This is a genomic window from Burkholderia sp. CCA53, from assembly GCF_001685525.1.
Taxonomy (GTDB): domain Bacteria; phylum Pseudomonadota; class Gammaproteobacteria; order Burkholderiales; family Burkholderiaceae; genus Burkholderia; species Burkholderia multivorans.
The window spans coordinates 92,701-115,245 of record NZ_BDDJ01000001.1 but is presented as its reverse complement, the minus strand read 5'-3'; the positions used below and the strand labels follow the sequence as shown (position 1 = coordinate 115,245).

At 66.6% G+C, this 22,545-nt stretch carries 20 protein-coding genes; 16 read left to right on the top strand and 4 right to left on the bottom strand.

Annotated features, from left to right (window positions below):
- Window positions 1–133: 133 nt before the first annotated feature.
- From odhB to BCR55_RS00585, 4 genes are all read left to right on the top strand, one after another.
- Complete coding sequence (odhB, locus tag BCR55_RS00600) at window positions 134–1,426, top strand: 2-oxoglutarate dehydrogenase complex dihydrolipoyllysine-residue succinyltransferase (protein WP_059939878.1); 1,293 nt, start codon at window positions 134–136, stop codon at window positions 1,424–1,426.
- Window positions 1,427–1,507: 81 nt separating this feature from the next.
- Entirely contained in the window at window positions 1,508–2,938 is a 1,431-nt protein-coding gene (gene lpdA / locus BCR55_RS00595; protein ID WP_006400315.1) for a dihydrolipoyl dehydrogenase, read from the top strand.
- A 97-nt stretch (window positions 2,939–3,035) separates the two neighbouring features.
- The gene (gene zapE / locus BCR55_RS00590; RefSeq protein ID WP_006400314.1) at window positions 3,036–4,133 is read left to right on the top strand and encodes a cell division protein ZapE; all 1,098 of its coding nucleotides are present in this window, start codon (window positions 3,036–3,038) and stop codon (window positions 4,131–4,133) included.
- 10 nt (window positions 4,134–4,143) lie between these two features.
- Window positions 4,144–4,686 (top strand): transposase, encoded by a 543-nt coding sequence (locus tag BCR55_RS00585; RefSeq protein WP_139094007.1) that lies wholly within the window; start codon window positions 4,144–4,146, stop codon window positions 4,684–4,686.
- A 101-nt stretch (window positions 4,687–4,787) separates the two neighbouring features.
- Here BCR55_RS00585 and BCR55_RS00580 read toward each other — a convergent pair whose 3' ends face one another.
- From BCR55_RS00580 to BCR55_RS00565, 4 genes are all read right to left on the bottom strand, one after another.
- Entirely contained in the window at window positions 4,788–5,249 is a 462-nt protein-coding gene (locus BCR55_RS00580) for a DUF2147 domain-containing protein (RefSeq protein ID WP_006404940.1), read from the bottom strand.
- A 165-nt stretch (window positions 5,250–5,414) separates the two neighbouring features.
- Window positions 5,415–7,100, bottom strand: coding sequence for a ShlB/FhaC/HecB family hemolysin secretion/activation protein (locus BCR55_RS00575; protein WP_065494019.1), 1,686 nt, complete (start codon window positions 7,098–7,100; stop codon window positions 5,415–5,417).
- Between the two features lie 148 nt (window positions 7,101–7,248).
- Window positions 7,249–8,601: a collagen-like triple helix repeat-containing protein gene (locus tag BCR55_RS00570; protein WP_065494018.1), complete on the bottom strand. Its 1,353-nt coding sequence runs from the start codon at window positions 8,599–8,601 to the stop codon at window positions 7,249–7,251.
- A 40-nt stretch (window positions 8,602–8,641) separates the two neighbouring features.
- Complete coding sequence (locus BCR55_RS00565; protein ID WP_065494017.1) at window positions 8,642–10,324, bottom strand: collagen-like triple helix repeat-containing protein; 1,683 nt, start codon at window positions 10,322–10,324, stop codon at window positions 8,642–8,644.
- A 687-nt stretch (window positions 10,325–11,011) separates the two neighbouring features.
- Between BCR55_RS00565 and BCR55_RS00560 the strand changes: the two genes are divergently transcribed.
- The 12 genes from BCR55_RS00560 (at window position 11,012) to BCR55_RS00505 (ending at window position 22,542) form a co-directional block, all read left to right on the top strand.
- A complete protein-coding gene (locus BCR55_RS00560; RefSeq protein WP_006404936.1) occupies window positions 11,012–11,230 on the top strand; it encodes a Flp family type IVb pilin in 219 nt (72 codons plus the stop codon).
- A gap of 99 nt (window positions 11,231–11,329) precedes the next feature.
- A complete protein-coding gene (locus BCR55_RS00555; protein ID WP_065494016.1) occupies window positions 11,330–11,830 on the top strand; it encodes a prepilin peptidase in 501 nt (166 codons plus the stop codon).
- On the top strand, window positions 11,827–12,318 hold the full coding sequence (locus BCR55_RS00550; RefSeq protein ID WP_006404934.1) for a TadE/TadG family type IV pilus assembly protein: 492 nt from the start codon (window positions 11,827–11,829) through the stop codon (window positions 12,316–12,318). Before BCR55_RS00555 ends, BCR55_RS00550 begins: the two co-directional genes overlap by 4 nt.
- Window positions 12,319–12,383: 65 nt before the next feature.
- Complete coding sequence (cpaB, locus tag BCR55_RS00545) at window positions 12,384–13,313, top strand: Flp pilus assembly protein CpaB (RefSeq protein ID WP_006404933.1); 930 nt, start codon at window positions 12,384–12,386, stop codon at window positions 13,311–13,313.
- 67 nt (window positions 13,314–13,380) lie between these two features.
- Window positions 13,381–14,712: a type II and III secretion system protein family protein gene (locus tag BCR55_RS00540; protein ID WP_006400301.1), complete on the top strand. Its 1,332-nt coding sequence runs from the start codon at window positions 13,381–13,383 to the stop codon at window positions 14,710–14,712.
- 60 nt (window positions 14,713–14,772) lie between these two features.
- Window positions 14,773–16,047, top strand: coding sequence for a fimbrial protein (locus BCR55_RS00535; RefSeq protein WP_035488227.1), 1,275 nt, complete (start codon window positions 14,773–14,775; stop codon window positions 16,045–16,047).
- A 3-nt stretch (window positions 16,048–16,050) separates the two neighbouring features.
- On the top strand, window positions 16,051–17,421 hold the full coding sequence (locus BCR55_RS00530) for a CpaF family protein (protein WP_006400297.1): 1,371 nt from the start codon (window positions 16,051–16,053) through the stop codon (window positions 17,419–17,421).
- Entirely contained in the window at window positions 17,414–18,427 is a 1,014-nt protein-coding gene (locus tag BCR55_RS00525) for a type II secretion system F family protein (RefSeq protein ID WP_006400296.1), read from the top strand. The genes BCR55_RS00530 and BCR55_RS00525 overlap by 8 nt, the downstream gene beginning before the upstream one ends.
- A gap of 4 nt (window positions 18,428–18,431) precedes the next feature.
- The gene (locus BCR55_RS00520) at window positions 18,432–19,424 is read left to right on the top strand and encodes a type II secretion system F family protein (protein WP_006400295.1); all 993 of its coding nucleotides are present in this window, start codon (window positions 18,432–18,434) and stop codon (window positions 19,422–19,424) included.
- Window positions 19,425–19,443: 19 nt separating this feature from the next.
- A complete protein-coding gene (locus BCR55_RS00515; protein WP_065494015.1) occupies window positions 19,444–20,286 on the top strand; it encodes a tetratricopeptide repeat protein in 843 nt (280 codons plus the stop codon).
- A gap of 20 nt (window positions 20,287–20,306) precedes the next feature.
- On the top strand, window positions 20,307–20,627 hold the full coding sequence (locus BCR55_RS00510) for a DUF3613 domain-containing protein (protein ID WP_043279511.1): 321 nt from the start codon (window positions 20,307–20,309) through the stop codon (window positions 20,625–20,627).
- Between the two features lie 10 nt (window positions 20,628–20,637).
- Window positions 20,638–22,542: a TadG family pilus assembly protein gene (locus BCR55_RS00505; protein WP_227747609.1), complete on the top strand. Its 1,905-nt coding sequence runs from the start codon at window positions 20,638–20,640 to the stop codon at window positions 22,540–22,542.
- Window positions 22,543–22,545: the final 3 nt, after the last annotated feature.

Here is a 22,545-nt window from a genome sequence, read left to right as displayed (position 1 = left end):
GACGGAAGCGATACGGGAAGGCGCGCTGCGCTTTCCCGTCTCTTTCGGCCTGCCGCGCGCGCCGCGCGCCGCACGGGCCGAAAGAGCCGCAGGAATCTCGTCATTACCCAGATTAAGCATCCAGGAAAATCACATGGCTATCGTAGAAGTCAAAGTCCCCCAGCTTTCGGAGTCGGTGTCGGAAGCCACCATGCTGCAGTGGAAGAAGAAGCCGGGCGAAGCAGTCGCGCAGGACGAAATCCTGATCGAACTCGAGACCGACAAGGTCGTGCTCGAAGTGCCGGCGCCGGCCGCGGGCGTGCTCGCGCAAGTGCTGCAGAACGACGGTGACACGGTGGTCGCCGATCAGGTGATCGCGACGATCGACACCGAAGCGAAGGCGGGCGCTGCCGAAGCCGCGGCAGGCGCAGCCGAAGTCAAGCCGGCCGCCGCACCCGCAGCGGCACCGGCCGCTCAGCCGGCTGCCGCGACGGCCGCAGCATCGACGACGGCCGCTTCGTCGGGCACGGCCTCGCCGGCCGCAGCGAAGCTGCTGGCCGAGAAGGGCCTGTCGGCAGGCGACGTCGCCGGCTCGGGCCGCGACGGCCGCGTCACGAAGGGCGACGCGCTCGCCGCCGGCAGCGCGCCGAAGGCGGCTGCTCCGGCCGCCGCACCGGCAAAGGCCGCGGCCAAGCCGGCGCTGCCGGAAGTGAAGGTGCCGGCGTCGGCAACGACCTGGCTGAACGACCGTCCGGAACAGCGCGTGCCGATGTCGCGCCTGCGTGCGCGTATCGCCGAGCGTCTGCTCGAGTCGCAGCAGACCAACGCGATCCTGACGACGTTCAACGAAGTCAACATGCAGCCGGTCATGGACCTGCGTGCGAAGTACAAGGACAAGTTCGAGAAGGAACACGGCGTGAAGCTCGGCTTCATGTCGTTCTTCGTGAAGGCGGCCGTCCACGCGCTGAAGAAGTTCCCGCTCGTGAACGCGTCGATCGACGGTAACGACATCGTCTACCACGGCTATTTCGACATCGGTATCGCGGTCGGTTCGCCGCGCGGCCTCGTCGTGCCGATCCTGCGCAACGCGGATCAGCTGAGCCTTGCCGAGATCGAGAAGAAGATCGCCGAATTCGGCCAGAAGGCGAAGGACGGCAAGCTGTCGATCGAGGAAATGACGGGCGGTACGTTCTCGATCTCGAACGGCGGCGTGTTCGGCTCGATGCTGTCGACCCCGATCATCAACCCGCCGCAGTCGGCAATCCTCGGCGTGCATGCGACGAAGGAGCGTCCGGTCGTCGAAAACGGCCAGATCGTGATCCGTCCGATCAACTACCTCGCGCTGTCGTACGACCACCGCATCATCGACGGCCGCGAAGCCGTGCTGTCGCTCGTCGCGATGAAGGATGCGCTGGAAGATCCGGCACGTCTGCTGCTCGACCTGTAAGCCGAGTCTCACCGCATTGACCCGCTCCGCACGGGCGCGCGACCGCGCGTCCGTGCGGATGCACAAGTAGAAAGGATTGCCATGTCCAAGGAATTTGACGTCGTCGTGATCGGCGCCGGCCCCGGCGGCTACATCGCCGCGATCCGTGCCGCGCAGCTCGGCAAGACCGTTGCCTGTATCGAGAAGTGGAAGAACCCGGCCGGCGCGCTGAAGCTCGGCGGCACGTGCCTGAACGTCGGCTGCATCCCGTCGAAGGCGCTGCTCGCCTCGTCGGAAGAGTTCGAAAACGCGCAGCATCATCTGGCCGATCACGGCATCAGCGTCGACGGCGTGAAGATCGACATCGCGAAGATGCTCGGCCGCAAGGATGCGATCGTCGAGAAGATGACGAGCGGGATCGAGTTCCTGTTCAAGAAGAACAAGATCACCTGGCTGAAGGGCCACGGCAAGTTCACCGGCAAGACCGACGCCGGCGTGCAGATCGAAGTCAGCGGCGAGGGCGAAACCGAAGTCGTCACCGCGAAGAACGTGATCATCGCGACGGGCTCGAAGGCGCGTCATCTGCCGGGCATCCCGGTCGACAACAAGATCGTGTCGGACAACGAAGGCGCGCTGACGTTCGACTCGGTGCCGAAGAAGCTCGCCGTGATCGGCGCAGGCGTGATCGGCCTCGAGCTCGGCTCGGTGTGGCGTCGTCTCGGCGCCGAAGTGACGGTGCTCGAAGCGCTGCCGGCGTTCCTCGGCGCAGCCGACGAAGCACTCGCGAAGGAAGCCGCGAAGCTGTTCAAGAAGCAGGGCCTCGACATCCATCTCGGCGTGAAGATCGGCGAAGTGAAGACGACCGCGAACGGCGTGTCGATCGCCTACACCGACAAGGACGGCAACGCGCAGACGCTCGACGCCGACCGCCTGATCGTGTCGGTCGGCCGCGTGCCGAACACCGACAATCTCGGCCTCGAGGCGATCGGCCTGAAGACGAACGAGCGCGGCTTCATCGACGTGGACGACCACTGCCGCACGGCGGTGCCGAACGTCTACGCGATCGGCGACGTCGTGCGCGGCCCGATGCTCGCGCACAAGGCGGAAGACGAAGGCGTGCTGGTCGCGGAAGTGATCGACGGCCAGAAGCCGCACATCGACTACAACTGCATTCCGTGGGTGATCTACACGTACCCGGAAATCGCGTGGGTCGGCAAGACCGAGCAGCAGCTGAAGGCGGAAGGCCGCGAGATCAAGACGGGCAAGTTCCCGTTCTCGATCAACGGCCGCGCGCTCGGCATGAACGCGCCGGACGGTTTCGTGAAGATGATCGCGGACGCGAAGACCGACGAACTGCTCGGCGTGCACGTGATCGCGGCGAACGCGTCGGATCTGATCGCGGAAGCCGTGGTGGCGATGGAGTTCAAGGCGGCGTCGGAAGACATCGCCCGCATCTGCCATCCGCACCCGTCGATGTCGGAAGTGATGCGCGAAGCGGCGCTCGCCGTCGACAAACGCTCGCTGAACAGCTGAGCGTGGTCCGGCGCCGGCCGCACGTCGGCCGGCGCAGCCGTCTCATGACGAAGGCGGGCGGGGTTTCCCGCTCGCCTTCGTTTTTTTGGTTTGCCCGATGAACGTCACCGAATACTACACACGCGAGCTGACCACGCGCGGCTATCAGTCGGACGCCGCGCAGCGGGCGGCCGTCGATCGCCTGCAGCGCTGCTACGACGAGTGGGTCGCGTACAAGGCGCGCCGCTCGAACGCGTTCAAGAAGCTGATCAATCACCCCGATCTGCCGCGCGGCGTCTACATGTGGGGCGGCGTCGGCCGCGGCAAGAGCTTCCTGATGGACAGCTTCTACGCGGTCGTGCCCGTCCAGCGCAAGACGCGCCTGCATTTCCACGAGTTCATGCGCGAAGTGCATCGCGAGCTCGAGGAACTGAAGGGGCAGGCCGATCCGCTCGACGAGCTCGCCCGCCGCATCGCGAAGCGCTACCGGCTGATCTGCTTCGACGAATTCCACGTGTCCGACATCGCCGACGCGATGATCCTGTACCGGCTGCTCGATCGGCTGTTCACGAACGGCGTGCAGTTCGTGATGACGTCCAACTACGATCCGGACGACCTCTATCCGGACGGCCTGCATCGCGACCGCATGCTGCCGGCGATCGCGCTGATCAAGGAGAAGCTCGACGTGATCAACGTCGATGCGGGCATCGACTATCGGCAGCGCACGCTCGCGCAGGTGCAGATGTATCACACGCCGCTCGGCGCGCAGGCCGATCGCGAACTGCGTCATGCGTTCGCGAAGCTCGCGGCGGTGCCCGACGAAAGTCCGATTCTGCATATCGAGAAGCGCGAACTGAAGGCCTTGCGCAAGGCCGACGGCGTCGTCTGGTTCGATTTCGCGACGCTGTGCGGCGGGCCGCGCTCGCAGAACGACTACCTCGAACTGGCGAGCCGCTTTCATGCAATCGTGCTGTCCGAGGTGCCGCAGATGTCGCCGCGCATGGCGTCCGAAGCGCGGCGCTTTACCTGGCTGATCGACGTGCTGTACGACCACAAGGTGAAGCTGCTGATGTCGGCGGCGGTGCCGGCCGAGCAGTTGTACGTCGAAGGCCCGATGGCCAACGAGTTCGCGCGTACGGTGTCGCGCATCGTCGAGATGCAGTCGAAGGAATATCTCGAGACGCCGCGGCGCATCGTCGATACTTCGCTCACCTGAGCGCGGCTGTGTGCGCGTTGCGATCCAATCGTTAAATCCCGTCAAATGCATCGAATCGACGCGCAATTTCAGATTCGTCTTATATTCAGCGTCGAGGTCAGCCGATATCGTTGCGTCATGGTTCCTAAGGCTGGAGATCTCCATGACGCCGTATCGCGAATTGACCGACTACGAATGGCGCAGCATCGCGCCGCTTCTGCCGGAGATGCAGCCGCGCGCCGAATTGCGCGGCCGTCCGCTCGCCAACACGCGCGCCGTGCTGAACGGCGTGCTATGGGTGATCTACAGCGGCGCGACGTGGTCGTCGATGCCGCGCCGCTACCCGTCCTATCAAACCTGCCATCGCCGGTTCAAGGTCTGGCACGAGTCGGGCACGCTGATGCGCGTCATGCAGGCGCTGTACGGCGATGCCGGCGTGAATCTGTGCAACGAGCTGTCTGCGCGGATGCGCAAGCATGCGCAGTCGAAGGCGGCCGAGGCGCGCAGCGGCAGCGCATCGGCCTTTCGTGCAGCGAACGGCTGTCGGCCCAATGCGATGAAGCAGGCGGCGTGAGCCGCGGTTCCGTTCACCGTCGCGCCAAATGAAAATCGGCCTGTCGACTTCCGTCGCAGGCCGATTGCTTTATCGCGTTGCGCGCGCGAACGCGCAGTGCGTTACTGCTGGCGCACCCAGGTCTGCGACCGGCCGAGCAGCGACACGCCGATATAGCCGCGTACGACGAGCTTCTGGCCGCCGTCTTCGAGCGTCATCTTGCACTTGTAGACCTTGCCGTTCTCCGGATCCAGGATGTTGCCGCCGTCCCAGTGATCGCCGTCCTTCTTCATCGCCTTGATGATCGTCATGCCCTTGATCAGCTGATCCTTGCGTTCGTCCGTGCACGCCGTGCAGCGGCGATCGGGCGTATCGTTCGCGCCGAGCCCCTTGATCACCTTGCCCGACAACGTGCCGTCGCCGTCGTCGGCAATCTGCACGAGCGCCTTCGGCTGATGGGTGTTGTCGTCGATCGTCTGCCAGACGCCGACGGGGCTGTCCGCTTGCGCGAACGACGGGGCGGCACAGGCGAGCAGGGCGCCGGCGAGTGCAATGATGCGCAACGGGCGGGTCAGTTGAATCATTGTCGTCCTCCTTGTTTCTCGTGTCGTGTTCGATTGCGCGCGCGAGCCGCCTGCATCGGACGGCCACTTGTTGCGAGCTCAGCCAGAATACGTGAAACCGTGCGCCGCGTTTGATAGAGGGCACTCTAATCGAAACGGCCCGCGCGAGGCGGGCCGTTCGGACGATCAGTTCAACTGATACGAAAATGCGGCGTTCACGCGCGGGCTTCTCGATGCGCTTTCGACCGGCGCGTCGCCGACCGGCTTCGCGACGGACAGATCGAGGCTGTAGTAGCGGCTGTCGGTCAGCCGCACGCCGACGCCGACCGACGAGAGCCGGTTCGGCAACGGCGTGCCTGCGTGCAGATACACGCGCGCCATGTCGTACGCGACGTACGGCGTGATCGACTTCAGATAGGTCCAGCCCGGCGAGAACGCGCGGTTCACTTCGAGCGACATGCCCCAGCCCGAATCGCCCGACGTCTCGCCCGGTTGATAGCCGAGCGCGTAACGCGTCGCGCCGAACGAGATCTGCTCGGACGTCGGCAGCGAGTCGGGGCTGTACTGGCCCGTCAGCGAGATCGACGTGCCGATCCGGAACGGCCATTCGTTGGTTTGCGTAAAGGTCGCGCCGGTGCGGACGAACGTCAGCGAGATCGGATCGGCATACGTCGTCGTGACGCCCGAGGCCGTGCCGATCTGCGACTTCGATGCGCCGAGAATGTCGAACGCCTTCGCGACGTTGAAGCTCAGCTTGCGAACCTGCTTCGGCTGCACGCTCGTGTAGTCGAACTGCAGTTGCAGCACGCGCACCTGCGAGCGGTTGTCGAGCGTCGCACCGGTGATCCGATTCTGATAGTTGTCTTCGTTGTGCGATGCATAGGCCGACACGGTGCCGAGCAGGCTGCGCTGATTGTTCAGCAGCAGCGGATACGATGCCGACAGGCCGAGCTTCTCGTTCTTCACCGTGCGTTCGATGTACGACGGCAGGCCCGGATTGTCGGTCGGCTTGCCGCGGTACGTACTCGCGTCGAGCCGCGTGATCAGGCCGCTGCTGCCGACCGGCACCGCGCCGCTGAATGCGAAGTACGTCTGCTTGTCGCGCCCCGGCGGCGCGAGGGCGGAGATGCTCAGCTGTTCGCCGAACGACGTGAGGCCGTTCTCGGTCGCGGTGATGAGCCCCTGCACGCCCGGATGGTTGAAGTCGATGCCGGTGCTGACGTTGAACGGCTTGCGGTCGACGGCGAGCTCGAGCGTGGTCGCGCCGTCCGTCGTTTGCGGCGGCGGCACGTTCGCTTTCACGCTGACGCCCGGCAGCAGACCGAACGTGTTCACGTAGCGTTCGAACGTCGCGCGACGCAGTGGACGATCGGCCGTGATGTGCGCAGCGATCGCGCGAATCTTCGACTCCATCGCGCCCGGCTTGCCGGTGACCTTCACGTCCGCGACGTAGCCTTCGACGACCGTCACGCGCACGGCGCCGTTCTCGAACGTCTGCGCGGGAATGAATGCGAACGACAGCGCGTAGCCGCGGTCCTGGTACAGCTTCGTCACGCCGTTCGCGGTCTCGATCAGTTCGCCGATCGTGATGTCCTTGCCGACGAGCGGCGTGAAGCGACGCGAGATCTCTTCGAACGGAACGGACTTCACGCCTTCGACCTGGAACGTCGTCGGCGTCAGGTGACGCGACAGCAGTTCCTGCAGCTGCGGTGCCTGCGGCGCGACCTGCACCGTCACGTTGGGCCCTTGTTTCGGTGCGTTGATCTGCGGGAGGGAGTCGAGCGGATTGCCCGCGACGCGCGTTTGCGCCTGTGCCGTGCCTGCTGCCGCGATCGCGAGCAGCATCATCCATGTATCGAGTCTGGATTTCATTTCTTTTCCTCGTAGGCCTTGCTTCTCGTCTTCTAATGCCGGCGCGCGATACCGTCGGTACCGCGCGCCGTGTGCCGTGTGCCGCCTTGCCGGATGTGTTGGTACGGCCGCGTCGCGCGCTCCGGCTGCGACGACGCGACCGTCCTCCTTACTTGCCGACGCTGCCCAGCGTACCCAGCAACCCCGTGACCGGCGCGAGCAGGCCCGTCGAACTGCCCGTCGATGCCGAGCCCGTGACGCCGCCGACCAGCGACGTGACCGGTGCGAGCGGGCTCGACGTGCCGCCGGCGGACCCTGCCGCGCCGCCGACTGCGCCGGTGACAGTATTCAGCAATCCGGTGACGGGCGCGAGCGGATTCGCGCCGCCTGCGCCGCCCGTTGCGCCGCCGAGCGCGCCGGTAACGGTCGACACGAGACCGGTCACCGGTGCGAGCGGGCCGCTGCTCGTGCCGCCGGTCGCCCCGCCGAGTGCGCCCGTCAGCGAGCCGAGCGGCGTCGAACCGAGGCCGGACAGCAGGCCGCCGAGCGGGTTGGTTGCACCGGCGGCCGATCCGGTGCCGCTCTGGACCGTCGCGGTCGAGCCGCCGACGAGGCTCGTCAGCAGTCCGGGAATCGGTGCCGCGCCGTTCGGGCCGTTCGGATTCACGAGGCCGCCGGCGTTCGTCACCGTGTTGCCGACCGCGGTGACGAGCTGACCGACGTCGCCGACCAGCGGCTGGCTCGACGTGCCGGCCACCTGTGTGCCGGCCGAGCTGATCGCGCCGCCGACCTGGCCGAGCAGGCCCGACACGGGTTGACCGAGGCCGGTCGTCGTGCCGACCTGCTGCGTGATCTGGCCGGCCGTGATCACGAGCGGCGTGACGGCGGAGCTGATCGGCTGCGTGACCTGCTGCACGGCGCCCGACGACAGCGTCGAGCCGACCGTCGTGCCGGCTGCCGAGAGGCCGTTCGCGACCGTGTCGAGCACGGTGCCGACCGGCGTCGTGACGGGGGCGAGCGGCGACAGCGGGCCCGTGCCGAGCGCCTTCACCGTCGAGCTCACGCCCGACACCGTGTTGCTCGTCGCGCCGACGACGTTGCCGAGTCCGGCGACCGTCGTGCCGACCGGATCGTTCGTCGAGCCGATCTGGCCGAGGCCGTTGCTGACTGCATCGGCGGCCGCATCGATGATCGTGCCGGTGCTCGCGATCGTGGCGCCGACACCCTTCGTCACGCCGTCGCCGAGACCGGGCACGCTCACGTTGCCGACCGTGTTGCCGAGGTCGGTCGCCGTCTGACCGACCGTCGTGACGACGCCCTTCGTGCCGCTCGACGTGCCGCTGGTGCCGCTCGTACTCGGCGTGCCGCTCGTGCTCGGGTTGTTGCCGCCGCTGCTGCTGGTCGGCGGATTGCTCACGCTGTTGCCGCCGCATGCGGCGAGCAGGCACGCGGCCGCGAAAGCGGTGAGGGGGACGCGCCACTGTTGCAGGGCGGCCGTCGTCAGGGAACGTTGTTGGGACATGGTGGGCTCCTCGCTGTCTTGTCGATGAATGGATGTCGGATTACTTGCCGCGCGTGCCGCCGAGCAGGCCGCCGATCAGCGAGGTCACCGGCGACAGCAGGTTCGACGACGAGCCCGAGTTCGTGACGGCGCCCGTGCTGCCGCTCAGCGCCGGCGCACCGGCCGTTGCGCTGCCGACCGTGCTGGTGACCGTCGAGACCGCGCCCGTCACGGGGGCGAGCGGGCTGCTGCCGCCTGCGGCGCCGCCGAGCGCGCCGGTGACGGTCGAGACGAGACCGGTGACGGGGGCGAGCGGGCTGCTGCCGCCTGCGGCACCGCCGAGCGCGCCGGTGACGGTCGAGACGAGACCGGTGACGGGGGCGAGCGGGCTGCTGCCGCCGCCCGCGGCACCGCCGAGTGCGCCGGTGACGGTCGAGACCAGGCCGGTGACGGGCGCGAGCGGACCGCTGCCGCCGCCTGCGGCACCGCCGAGCGTGCCCGTGACGGTCGAGACGAGGCCGGTGACGGGCGCGAGCGGGCCGCCGCTCGTACCGCCTGCGGCACCGCCGAGCGTGCCGGTGACGGTCGAGACGAGGCCGGTGATGGGTGCGAGCGGACCGCTGCCGCCGCCTGTGGCACCGCCGAGCGTGCCCGTGACCGTCGAGACGAGACCCGTGAGCGGCGCGAGCGGGTTCGTCACGCCGCCGGTGCTGCCGGTAAGCAAGCCGCCGACGGCCTTCACGGTGTTGCCGGTCGACGAAACGGTATTGCCGAGGCCGGTCGTGACGGGGTTGCCGCCCGTCGACGCGAGCAGCGCGCCGGCCTGGTTCAGGCCGTTCCCGACGGTGCCGAGCAGCGTGTTGACCGGTGCGCCGAGACCGGTGGTCGTGCCGATCGTCTGCGTCGTCTGACCGACCATCGTCGTGATCGGCGTGATGGCCGAGCTGACCGTCTGCGTCACTTGCTGGATCGGGCCCGTCGACAGCACATTGCCGAGCGTCGTGCCGCCGTTCGATACCGCGTTGCCGACCGTCGACACGAGGCCGCCGACCGCGCCCGTGACCGGTGCGAGCGGCGACAGCGGACCGCTGCCGAGGCTCGTGACGAGATTGCCGGTCTGCGTGACTGCGCCGCCGAGCTGATTGACGACGCCGCCCGTGCTGGCGACCGTAGTGCCGACCGGATTGGCGGTCGCACCGAGCTGGCCGAGACCGTTGCCGAGGCCGGTGCCGAGCGCGCTGACTGCGCCGCCGACGTTCTGCACGATGCCGCCCGCTGCCTGCGTGGTGGCCGGATTGACGCCGGGCAGCGATTGCCCTGCGAGCATCGAGCCGGCGCCGGACAAGGTATCGCCCAGGTTCGTGACGACGTTGCTGCCTTGTGCGAGGACCTGTCCCACCGGGTTCGCGGACACGCCGGACGTTCCACTCGTTCCGCTGGACGTTCCACTCGTCGTGCCGCTCGTCGAGCCGCTGGTGCTGCCGCTCGTCGAGCCGCTCGTGCTACCGCTGCTCGAGCCGCTGGTGCCGCTCGTGCCCGAGGTGCCGGACGAACCCGACGAACCGGACGAGCCCGACGTGCCGCCGGACGTCACGATATCGCCGCCGCCGGAACTCGAGCCGCCGCCGAGTCCCTTGCTGATGGAACCGGAACCGCCGCATGCGGAGAGGGAGAGCATGGCTGCTACGGTGGCCGCGATCAGAGTCGCCCGGAACGTGCCATGAGGGATAACCTGAATGTCCATTTCGTCCTCGCATTAAAAGCTGTGTTGTGTTGAGTGATGCGGGGACTACTCTGCAACTGTCGTGCCAATTTGGCGGCCGAACGCGCCGAAATCGTTTTAAACCACGCAATTCCTTGTGGGAAAAGGAATTTAGGGGAGTAGAAAGATTGTTAAATCTTTTTAAGGGCACCCCGAACCCCGTGATTTCTGCCGCCGCGTAACGTAACGTCACAGCATTGGCGTTACGCGTGCGGCGTAACGCGGAACAGGAAGCGGCACGGGGTGGAGCGGGGGCCGGCAGGCCGGTCGGACTGTTTTACTGATGGATTAGGTGTGCACATCTAACCTATCGTAAGTCCTATGTGTGGGACGCGCGGAAACGCCGTACAAATACACGTGCGCCCACTGGCAATTTCCGGTCCCGATGGCCAAAAAGGGGTTGGAAATTAAAGAGAATCAGAGATAAGATTCTGGGCAGGTGTAAGGAAATGTACAGATCGGTACACGACGTTCGAGGAGGGGCTCTATCGCGAATGTTAACTTGCATCAAATGTTGAGCTATGCCCTTCGGGGCGACCTATAAAGAGAAAGCACCCGGTCATCGTCGCGGCAAGCGCGGCGGGCGACGTGGGGCAAACGGGCCAGATATGCGAGGCAGTAGAACGTATAAAAGGCCACAGTACATAGATAAAGGCACGAGGAAAGAAAATGAAAGCAATCATCAAGCGCTTCCTTAAGGAAGAAACCGGGGTGACCGCGATCGAATATGGGCTGATCGCGGGGTTGATTGCCGTGGCAATCGTCGCGGGGGTTTCGTCGATTGGCGGGAGCCTGGGGAACATGTTCAACAATCTCGGCAAGTGCATCACCGACCCGTCGAATAGTGCGGCGTGCACGTCTCCCTGGACTAAGGGCACGAGCGAGTAAGCCAATTTCATCACCGCTATAAGATCGTCCTGATGTGCTGACAGACGGATTGCCCTTGGGCAATTCGTCTGTCGCGTTGCGCTCGGCGATCGTGATGCGATGGCACAGTTAATCTTCATCGGTGCATTTCTGGCTTGGGCGGCGTTTGTCGCTGCAAGCGATGTTCGCGTTCGGCGCGTTCCGAATTCGCTCGTTCTGGGCGGACTGGCTTTGGCGTTTCTCAGTGCATTTCTGAACGCGAATCCCTTCGGCATTTCCCCGCTTTCGGCAACGATCGGCATGCTGATCGGCCTGATTGCTTTAGTCCCGTTTTTCCTGCTTCGCGTGATGGGCGCAGCAGACCTCAAGGTCTTCGCGGTACTCGGCGCCTGGTGCGGCGCGCATGCGCTGCTATGGCTGTGGATCGTCGCGAGTCTCGCCGCCGGTATCCATGCGCTGGTGCTGATGCTGGTGTCGCGCACGCCGATTCGCGCCTTGTGGCCGCAGGGCCAGCCGGTGCTCATGCTCGGCGGCCATCGCGCCACACCGTACGCGGCCTGTCTCGTGGCGCCGGCGGCCGTGTGGCTCGTCTACCTTGCCGTGGCGGGAGGCGGTCGATGAAGCGGCCAGGAACGCTTTGCGGGCGGCGGCATCAGCGCGGTGCGACGGCCGTCGAGTTCGCGATCGTGTTCCCGCTGTTTTTCGTGATCTTCTATGCGATCGTCACCTTCGGGATGGTCTTCGTCATTCAGCAGAGCCTCACTTTCGCGGTCAGCGAGGGCGCCCGGGCCGGCTTGAACTACGCGCCCGGCCTCGGTGGCGACGTCACTTCATGTGCGACCGCATCGAATTCCGTGACGCGTACGCAGAACGCGTGCAATACGACACTGGGCGCGTTGGGTTGGCTGGGCAGCGACGCGCAGCACCTGTCGGTTGCCGTCAAGACGGCCGCGTGCAGCAACGGCTCGTCGGGTTCGACGAACTGCCTGACGGTCACCGCGAGCTATTCGCCGCTTGCCTGGCTCGCGACGATGCCGTTTGTCGGGAAAGTGCTGAACGGGCCGCTGACGAGTTCCGCGGTCGTACAGATTCCGCAGTCGATGCTGTAACGGGCGCATATGAGCCGCGCGACGCAAGAACATTCGAGCATTCATTCCGGCATTCCTAGATCAACATGACGAACAACTTGACGAAGATCATCGCGGGGCTCCTCATCGCGATCGCGGTTCTGCTCGGCATCTATGCCTGGATGCTCGGGCGCAGCACGCCGCGTCCCGCGCCGGTACAGCAAACGATTGCTGCGAGCCCGGTGCCGATCGTCATCGCGACGCGCACGCTGCCGGCCGGGCAGCCGATCGCCGCCGACGCATTGAAAATCCAGCCGACGTCGCCCGTGCCCGCCGGCGCATTTGCCGACGCCTCCACACTCGTCGGCCGCGTGCCGGCGCGCGACATCCCGGCGTCGTCGCCGGTCGTCTCCGACGCGCTCGTATCGGGGCTCGCCGAGGACGTGCAGCCCGGCGAGCGCGCGGTGGCAGTGCGCGTCGACGAAACGAACGCGGTCGGCAACCGGCTGCGTCCCGGCAATTTCGTCGACGTGTTCCTGAACCTGAAGCGCGAAGGCAACGCGATGCTCGACGGCGAGGTGTCGCAGACGCAGGCGCGACTGTTGATGTCGAAAGTCCGTGTGCTCGCATTCGGCGACGCCACGCCCGAGCGCGACAGCGGCAGCAACACGAACGGCAGCAACGCACAGCCGAGCAACGTGCGGATTGCCGTGCTCGCCGTGCCGACCGCGCAGGTCGACGCGCTGACGCTCGGCGAGGCGAGCGGCCGGCTGACGCTCGCGCTGCGCAATCCGCGCGACGACGAAATGGCGATGCAGACGGTCGCGGTGCGCACGGACAACAAGCTGTCGCCGTCGGCGCTCGCCGCGGCGGGCGTATCGCTGCAGCAACTGTCCGGCACCACGAGAACCGCCGTCGCGAACGTGAACGTTCCGCCGCTGCCGACGCGGCTGCCGCCGGCGGTCCGCGCGAGCGCGGCCGGCGGCAGCAGCATTGAAGTGATTCGAGGCGGCCGGTCGGAAACGGTTGCGTATTGAACGGTATCGATGGCCATCGATGTCAGCGACGACAAGTAAGCATGGCCGCACGGCGGCCTACCACACAATGAAAAACACCCTGATTGCTTTCGCGATTGCCGTCTGGACCCTGACCTTCGCGTCGCTCGCGAGTGCGGGCGGCACGATCGAACTCGCGGTCGGCGCGCAGCGCCAGATCTCGGCGGGCCGTGCGCTGCAACGCGTGGCGGTCGGCGATCCGGCGATCGCCGACGTGCTGATCATGAAGGGCAGCCGTTCCGGGGCCGTGCTCGTGATCGCGAAAGCGCCGGGCGCGACGAACGTGATGCTCTGGGAGCGCGGCCGCGACGAGCCGACGGTCTGGAACGTGGAAGTCGTCGACGCGGCCGCGCACGCGGTGCTCGACGATTCGACGCCGCGCGTGAACACGTACGGCGGCACGTCGGTGCTGCGCGGCACGGCGGCGTCGCTCGATGCGCACGAACGGGCGGTCGCGGTGGGCAAGAACGTGAGCGGAAAGGGCGCGGTGATCGATCGCTCGACGCTGGCCGGCAAGAACGTCGTGCAGGTCGACGTGCGCGTCGTCGAATTCAGCCGCTCGGTGCTCAAGCAGGTCGGCTTCAATTTCTTCAAGCAGAGCAACGGCTTTTCGTTCGGCTCGTTCTCGCCGGGCGGCGTTCAGTCGTACAACGGCGGCGCGGGGCCCGGCTCGGCCGGCTACCTCCCGACGCTGGGCGCGCCGGTGGCGTCCGCGTTCAACCTCGTCGTCAATGCGGCGGGCCGCGGCATCTTCGCGGATCTGTCGCTGCTCGAGGCGAACAACCTCGCGCGCGTGCTCGCCGAGCCGACGCTCGTCGCGCTGTCGGGACAAAGCGCGAGCTTCCTCGCCGGCGGCGAAATTCCGGTGCCGTCGCCGCAAGGGCTCGGCTCGACGGCGATCCAGTGGAAGCAATACGGTGTCGGTCTGTCGCTGACGCCGACCGTGCTGAGCCCGCAGCGCATCGCGCTGAAGGTGGCGCCCGAATCGAGCCAGCTCGACTTCGTGAACAGCGTGACGATCAGCGGCGTCGCCGTGCCGGGCATCACGACGCGCCGCGCCGATACGACGGTCGAGCTCGGCGACGGCGAAAGCTTCGTGATCGGCGGCCTGATCGATCGCCAGACGATGTCGAACGTCAGCAAGGTGCCGCTGCTCGGCGACCTGCCGATCATCGGAACGTTCTTCAAGAACCTGAACTACCAGCAGAACGACAAGGAACTGCTGATCATCGTCACGCCGCATCTCGTTGCACCGATCGCGAAGGGCGCGGCGCTGCCCGCGACGCCGGGCCAGTTGTCGGAGCAGCGCGACGGCCCGGTGTGGCGCTCGTATCTGGGCGGCGCCGCCTCGCCGGATGCCGCACCGGGATTTTCGAAATGAACGCGAAACATTGCAGGTTGCGGCGCGTCGCGACGATCTGCGTATTCGGGGCTGTTCGAGATGAATGCACGAACCCAATCATTGTCTGAACCCGCCGTGACCGACTATTTCGTCTGCGCCTCGTCGAAAGAATCGCACGTCCGCTGGCTCGCCGATACGCTCGTGTCGGCCGGCGCGGTCGAGGGCGCGTCGCTCGAGCCGGGCGTCCTCGCGCAGCGCATCACGGGACTCAATCCGGCGCTCGTCTTCATCGATTTCTCCGACGGCAGCGCGGCCGCGAGCGTCGCGGCGGCCGCCGTGCGCGCCGCGCATCCGGGGTTGCCGATCGTCGCGCTCGGCTCGCTGGCTCAGCCGGAAAGCACGCTCGCCGCGCTGCGCGCCGGCGTGCGCGATTTCATCGACGTGTCGGCGTCGGCCGAGGACGCGCTGCGCACGACCCGCGGGCTGCTCGCGAACGTCGGCGAGCCGGCGAGCCGCCACGGCAAGGTCGTCGCGCTGCTCGGCGCGCGCGCCGGCATGGGCGTCAGCACGCTCGCGGCGAATCTCGCGGTGTGGCTGCAGAAACACGCGCTCGGGCCCGGCGCGGTCGCCAAGCCCGACGCCGGCGTGCCGGCCGGCCGTCAAACCGCGCTGCTCGATCTCGGCCTGCCGGCCGGCGACGGCGCGCTGTTCCTGAACACGCGCTGCGAGTTCCATTTCGTCGATGCCGTGCAGAACCTGCGCCGCATCGACCGCACCTTCGTCAACACCGCGCTCACGCGCCACCGCAGCGGCGTCGCGCTGACCACGCTGCCGCCCGACCTCGGCGGCTTGCGCGACGTGTCGTATGCGTCGTGCATCGGCCTGCTGAACCGTTTTCGCGCGTTCTTCGACCAGCAGGTCGTCGATCTCGGCGGATTCTCGAACCGCGAGTTCGTGACGCAAATTGCATCGTCCGCCGACGAGGCGTGGCTCGTCTGCGACCAGGGCGTCGCATCGATCGTGTCCGCGGCCGATCTGCTGACCGGGCTGCGCGATGCGGGCGTCGACACCGACCGCCTGCGGCTCGTCGTCAATCAGTACGATCCGGCGCTCGACCTGCTGCCCGGCCAGATCGCCGACCGGCTCGGCATTGCGCTCGTCGGGACGCTGCCGTCGCGCCGCGTCGCGCTCGGGCGTGCCGCGAACCAGGGGCGGCTGATCGTCGACGAAGCCGAGCGCGATCCGTACGTGCGCGCGCTCGAACAGCTCGCCGCGCGGCTGCCCGGCGTGTCCGGCAGCGCGAGTCCGTCGCGCGCGGCGCCGCGGCTGTCCGCGCTCAAACGTCTCATTCAACCTTCGTCCAAGCGGTCGTAAGCGATGGCACACGACATTCAATTCGCCGACGGCGCAGCGCCGTTCTCCCAGACGCAGCAATTTCACGACATCAAGAATGCCGCGCACGAGCATCTGCTGACGCGTATCGAGGAACTGGGCGCCGAGTTCGGCCGTTGGTCGCGACAGGCGATCAACCAGTTCGTCGACCTCGAGATCGACAGCTTCGTGCGCCTGCGCCGCATCCCGCTCAACGAGAACGAGGTGCGCACGATCGCCGAGGCGCTGACGAAGGAGCTCGCCGGCTTCGGCCCGATCGAGGATCTGCTCGCCGACCCGGCCGTCGAGGACATCCTGATCAACGGCTACAAGGACGTGTATGTCTCGCGTCACGGGATCCTGACGAAGCTGCCGGTCCGCTTCACCGACAACGCGCATCTGCTGCGGATCGTGCGCCGCATCCTCGCGCCGATCGGCCGCCGTCTCGACGAATCGAATCCGATGGTCGACGCGCGCCTGCCGGACGGCGGCCGCGTCAACGTCGTGATCGAGCCGCTGTCGATCGACGGGCCGATCGTCTCGATCCGGAAATTCCGCAAGGATCCGCTGAAGCCTGCGGACCTGCTCGGCAACGGCACCTACAACGAGGAAATCGGTGCGCTGCTCGAAGCCGCGGTGGAGGCGCGCTGCAACGTGCTGGTGTCGGGCGGTACGAGTTCGGGCAAGACGTCGCTGCTCAATGCGCTCGCGTTCCACATTCCCGAAATCGAGCGCGTCGTGACGATCGAGGACACGGCCGAGCTGTCGCTGAACCATCCGCACGTCGTGCGGCTCGAGAGCCGGCCCGGCGGTTTCGACGGCACGGGCGTCGTGACGATCCGCGACCTGCTGCGCAATACGCTGCGGATGCGTCCGGACCGGATCATCGTCGGCGAAGTGCGCGGCGGCGAAGTGCTCGAAATGCTGCAGGCGATGAACACCGGCCACGACGGCTCGATGGGCACCGTGCACGCGAGTTCGCCGCGCGAGTGCCTGTACCGCCTCGAGATGCTCGCGGGCTTCGCCGGCTTCCAGGGCACCGAGTCGAGCCTGCGCAGGCAGATCGCGAACGCGATCGATTTCATCGTGCAGATCGGGCGCCTCTCGAACGGGCGACGCCGGATTCTTTCGATTACCGAAGTGACCGGGCTGTCCGACAACATCATCTCGACGCAGGAGCTCTATCGCTATGAGGCGCGCGTGACGCCGGAAGGCGAGGAGATCGATCACTGGGAATCGCTCGGCATTCATCCGCACTCGCCGAAGCTTGCGCGCTTCCGCCAGACGCTCGCGAACAGCGGCTTCGGCGACACCGGCGGGTTCGGCGGCGGCTTTGGAGGCGGCGGCTTCGGTCGCGGCGGGGGCTTCAATGTATAGCGCGATGCTCTGGGTGCTCGCGTTCGCGATGCTGTGCGTCGCGTCCGGGCTGATGCTGTGGCGATATGCGGAAACGCATCGCGTGCGCACCGACGCGAAGCGCTTCATGGACAGCCGGCTCGAGCCGGGCGCACGCGCGGCGGCGCCGGCCGCGAGGCCTGCAGCGTCCGGCCCGGCAGGAGCATCCGGCGCGCCGCGCGGCACGCCGCAACCGGCCGGCGCACGCGGCGGTCCGGCGCCGGGCACGTTCTGGTCGCATGGATACGCGGTCGCGGCCGATTATCTGACCCATCTCGCGAGCCGCGCCGGCATCGCCGATGCGCGCGGCAAGGCGCTCGTCGCGCTGGCGGCGCTCGTCGCGCTGGCCGCCATCGCCGCCAGCCGTGGCGGTCCGCTCGCGTGTCTCGCCGCGCTCGCCTGCGGCATCTCGGTGTTCGGCGTGTGGCTCGCGTCGCGAATTCAGCGGCGCCGGCTGAAGATCGTCCGGCAGATTCCGTCGTTTCTCGACGGGATCGTGCGGCTCGTGACGCTCGGCAACAGCGTGCCGGCCGCATTCCAGGCCGCGTTGCTGACGACCGAGGAGCCGCTGCGCGGATGCCTCGACCACGTGTCGCGGATGTTGCGCGGCGGTGTCGAAATCGATCGCGCGATGCTGCATATCGCGAAGATCTACCGAACCGAGGAGTTCGAGCTCGTCGGTTCGGTGCTGCGGTTGTCCGTCAAATACGGCGGCCGCGCGGACGTGATGCTCGAACGCATGGCCGTGTTCATGCGCGATCTCGAACAGGCCGAGCGCGAACTGACCGCGATGTCGGCCGAGACACGGCTGTCGGCATTCGTGCTCGTGATGCTGCCGATCGCGATCGCGAGCTTCGTGATCATGACGAACCCGCAGTATCTGCACGGGATGTGGAACGACCCGAGCGGGCAAATGCTGCTCGTGATCGCGTTCCTGCTTCAATTGTTCGGCAGTATCTGGCTGTATCGAATGGCTCGACTGAGGTGATGCAATGACGGCTACCCAGATCGGCGCGTTGGCGCTCGCACTCGGCGCATTCGGCCTATTGCTGCTCGGGATCGCTGCGTTGCGGCGCGCGAGCGCGACCTCGCGTGCGGAGCGCGCGCTGAACGATGCGCTCGACCGGCGGATGGCCGCGCTCGAAGCGGCGCGCACACGCCCCGCAGGCGAAGAGGATGCCGCTGCGAAACCCGATGCGCGTCGCAGTCAGCGTGTCGAACGCTTGCTCGAGCGGCTGTCGGCGGCCGGCATGCGCTGGCTCGACACAGGGCTCGGCAAGCACGTCGTCGCCGAAGAGGACCGCCGGCTCCTCGAGCAGTGCGGCTACGTCGATGCGCGCACGCGCGGCTTGTTTCTGAGCGCGCGGCTTGCGATGGGCGTCGGGCTGCCGCTGCTGTTCGCGATCGTGGCGAGCGGCCGTGTGAGCGGCGGGTACTGGATGATCGGCATGTGCGCGGCGTTCGGGGTCGGCTTCATGCTGCCGAAGCTTTACATCCGGCGTCGCGCGGCGGCGCGGCGACAAAGCGTCGGCAACGAATTGCCGTTGCTCGTCGACATGCTGCGTCTGCTGCAGGGCGTCGGGCTGTCGCTCGATCAAAGCCTGCAGGTCGTGACGAACGATTTTCGCGGAATGCTGCCCGTGCTGTCGTCGGAAGTCGGCATCGCGCAGCGGCAGTTCGCGGCGGGACGCACGCGCGAGCAGTCGTTGCAGCGGCTGTCGAGCGGCTTCGACAACGAGGATTTGCGTGCCGTCGTGCGCTTGATGATTCAGGTCGACAAGCATGGCGGCGCGGTGCAGGAGCCGCTGAAGCAATTCGGCGACCGGCTGCGCGAGACGCGCCGCGCGCTGCTGCGCGAGCGGATCGGTCGATTGACGGTGAAGATGACCGGCGTGATGGTGCTGACGCTGTTGCCCGCGCTGCTGATCGTGACGGCCGGGCCCGGGATGCTCGCGGTAATGCGCGCGCTGTCGCCGCACCATTGACGGACGGAAGGAAAGAACGATGAAGCGGATCAACCAGACGATGCGATGCGCGGGCGCGGCGGCGGCAGCGCTGCTGCTCGGCGCGTGCGCGACGAAGGACAGCGGCTACGGCGTCAACGCACAGACCGAGCGCGCGGCGCTGCTGCAGGCGGCCGACCAGAAGCAGGCGGTGCCCGATACGCCGGCGATGTATCTGGGATTGATTCAACGGATGCAGACGCAGGGACTGTACTACGCATCGCTTGCGCATATCGATGCGTACGAGAAGGCGTACGGCGGCTCGCCGGACACGATCCTGCTGCGTGCGGATGCGCTTCGAATGACCGATCAGCCGGCCGCGAGCGCGGCCGCGTATACGCAGCTGCTGCAGACGCCGCTCGCCGCGCGCGGCTATCGCGGGCTCGGTCTGCTCGCCGGCGCGGCAGGCGATTTCGAGCGTGCGGTGCAGGCGCTGACGCGCGCGTCCGATCTTGCGCCGACCGATGCGTCGCTGCTGTCGGATCTCGCGTACGCGAAGCTGCGCAACGGCGATGTCGTCGGTGCGCGCGTGCCGCTGATGAAGGCGGTCGAGCTGGATCAGCGCAATCCGAAGATCGTCAGCAACCTCGCGCTTTATCTCCTCGCGGCCGGGCGTTCGCAGGATGCGCAGCGGCTGATGAATCAGCAGCGCTTGTCGCCCGACATCCGCAAGGACATCGCGAACGACGCCGCGAAGATCGCGGCGGCCGTGCGCGCCCAGCAGCGGGCGGTCGCGACGCCGCCGGTCGTGTCGCGTCGCGGTGCAACCGAGCCGATCACGCCGATGGCGAGCAATCTCGGTTACGACCAGACCGTGCCGCTGCTACAACGGTTTGCACAATGAATGGACAGGCGGGGAACGACATGAACGGCAACAAGCGGCAGCGGAACGGGTGGGCGGCGCGGATCGCGCTGGCGGGCGCGATCGCGTGGACGGCAGCGGGCTCGGGCGTCGCGCGTGCGCAGGCGACCGCTTCGGACGTCGGGCGCTCGACGACGGAATGGCTGTCGATGCAGCGCGACAACCGCGCGGCGGCGCCGACGCAGCCGTTGCTCGGCGACGTCGCGTCGCTGGTTTATCAGCGGTATCTGGAATCGTTCAAGCACAAGATTCCGGAGTCGATGGGTTCGACGTTGAGTTCAAGCGGCATGTCGTCGTCACTCGGCGCGGGCGCTGCTCAATAGCGAGGTGAAGATGCGCTCGGATCCGCGGCGGCAAGACGGTTTTGCCCGGTCGCAACGCGCCGGCTCGAGAGCTCAGCGCGGCTCGGTGGCGGTCGTCGCGGCGATCTGGATTGCTGTCGCCCTCATCGTGCTGGGCTCGATCGACGTCGGAAATCTCTATTTTCAGCGGCGCGATTTGCAGCGCGTGGCGGACATGACCGCGCTCGCGGCCGTACAGAGCGTGAACGATTTGTGCCCGCAAACGGATACGACCGTGACCGCGTCGGGATCGAATGCCGTCGTGACGGCTGCATATCGGGGCGCCGCATTGAACGGATTCGATGCGCAGGCATCGGGCAATTCGATGAGCATTGCATGCGGCCGCTGGGACGTGAGCGACTACGGTGCGGCCGCCGGTTATTTCGGAACGGCGACGAACCAGTTGAATGCGGTCCGGGTAGTGGCCACGAAGACCGTGCCGCTTTTTTTCATCGGCCCGCCCCGCACGATCAGCGCCGCGTCGACGGCGAAGGCGAGCAATATCGACACGTTTTCGATCGGCACGACGCTTGCGATGTTCGGCAGCAATCAGGATTGCGCCGGCAATAGCGTTTCAGCCGATCAGCGCAACACAGGGCTCGTCAATGCATTGCTCGGTGCGCTGCTCAATACGTCGCTGTCGCTCAATATCGGTTCGTATCAGGCGCTCGCGTGCACACGGGTGAAAGTCGGCGATCTGGTGAAGGCGCAAGTCGGCGCAGGTACCGTCGATCAGTTGCTGGCGACGAAGCTCACGCTGAACCAACTGGTATCGGTGATGGCGACGGCGTTGAAGAACACGTCGGTGGCAAACCTCGGCATCTATTCGTCGGCGAGTTCTGCCGCGCTCGATACGCTGGCGCACCTGACGCTTCCCGGCGGCCAGATTCCGATCGGCGACGCGAGCAATGCGCCGGGGCTGTTGTCGCTCGGCATCGCGAATACGCAGGCGGCGGCCGACGCATCGGTCAGCTTGCTCGATCTGCTGTTCACAGCTGCGGAGATCGCCAACGCGAATGCGAAAAGCCCGGCCGTCAACGTCAATACGGGACTCAATCTGCTCGGCCTCGCCCAGGCGACGCTGCAAGTGCAGGTCATTCGTCCGCCGACGATCGCGATCGGCGAGGGCGGCACGGATCCGTCGAAACCGGCCGGCACCTGGCGTACATCCGCTCACACGGCCGACGTCGCGGTCTACCTGAATATCGGCGTCGGGACATGGGATCTACTGAGCCTCCTCGGTATTTCGGCGCAGGTCCAGTTGCCGGTCTACCTCGAGGTCGCGCCCGGGACCGCGGTGCTAACGTCCACGAGTTGCGCCGCGACCGCCGCGGACAGCCGCGCGTATATCACTGCCACCCCCGGACTGCTGAACGCTTGCGTCGGCGACGCGCCGCTCAACAAGTACGGCATGATGGACGTATCGGGCGGCTACTCGTGCAGCAAGACGGCGACGCTGGTGAACGTCGACGTGCTCGGCAAGCTCGGCATCGCGACGCTCAACGCGACCGTTCCGGCGATCTCGGTTCCCGGCGTGGCGTCCACGGGCGGATCGTTGGTTTTCGACGGGATCAGCGGTAATTCCGATGACTATCAGAGCACGAGCTCCGGAGTGGGCCACGTATTGGCGAACGCGTTGAGTGGCCCCGTCGCAGCACTTTCAAGTTCGGCGGGGCTCGTCGTCAACGCGACGCTGCTCGGGATCCCGATCCGTGTGAGCACCGGGTTGATCGGGAATCTGCTCGCACTGCTGACTCAATCGACGCTGAATCCGATACTTGGAGCACTGGATCAGCTGCTCGTACCGTTGCTTCAGCTCCTTGGTGTTCAGGTCGGCGTAGCCACGGTGCACAATATGTCGCTGGCTTGCGGTGTCGCACAAACGGTAGGTAATTAAAGA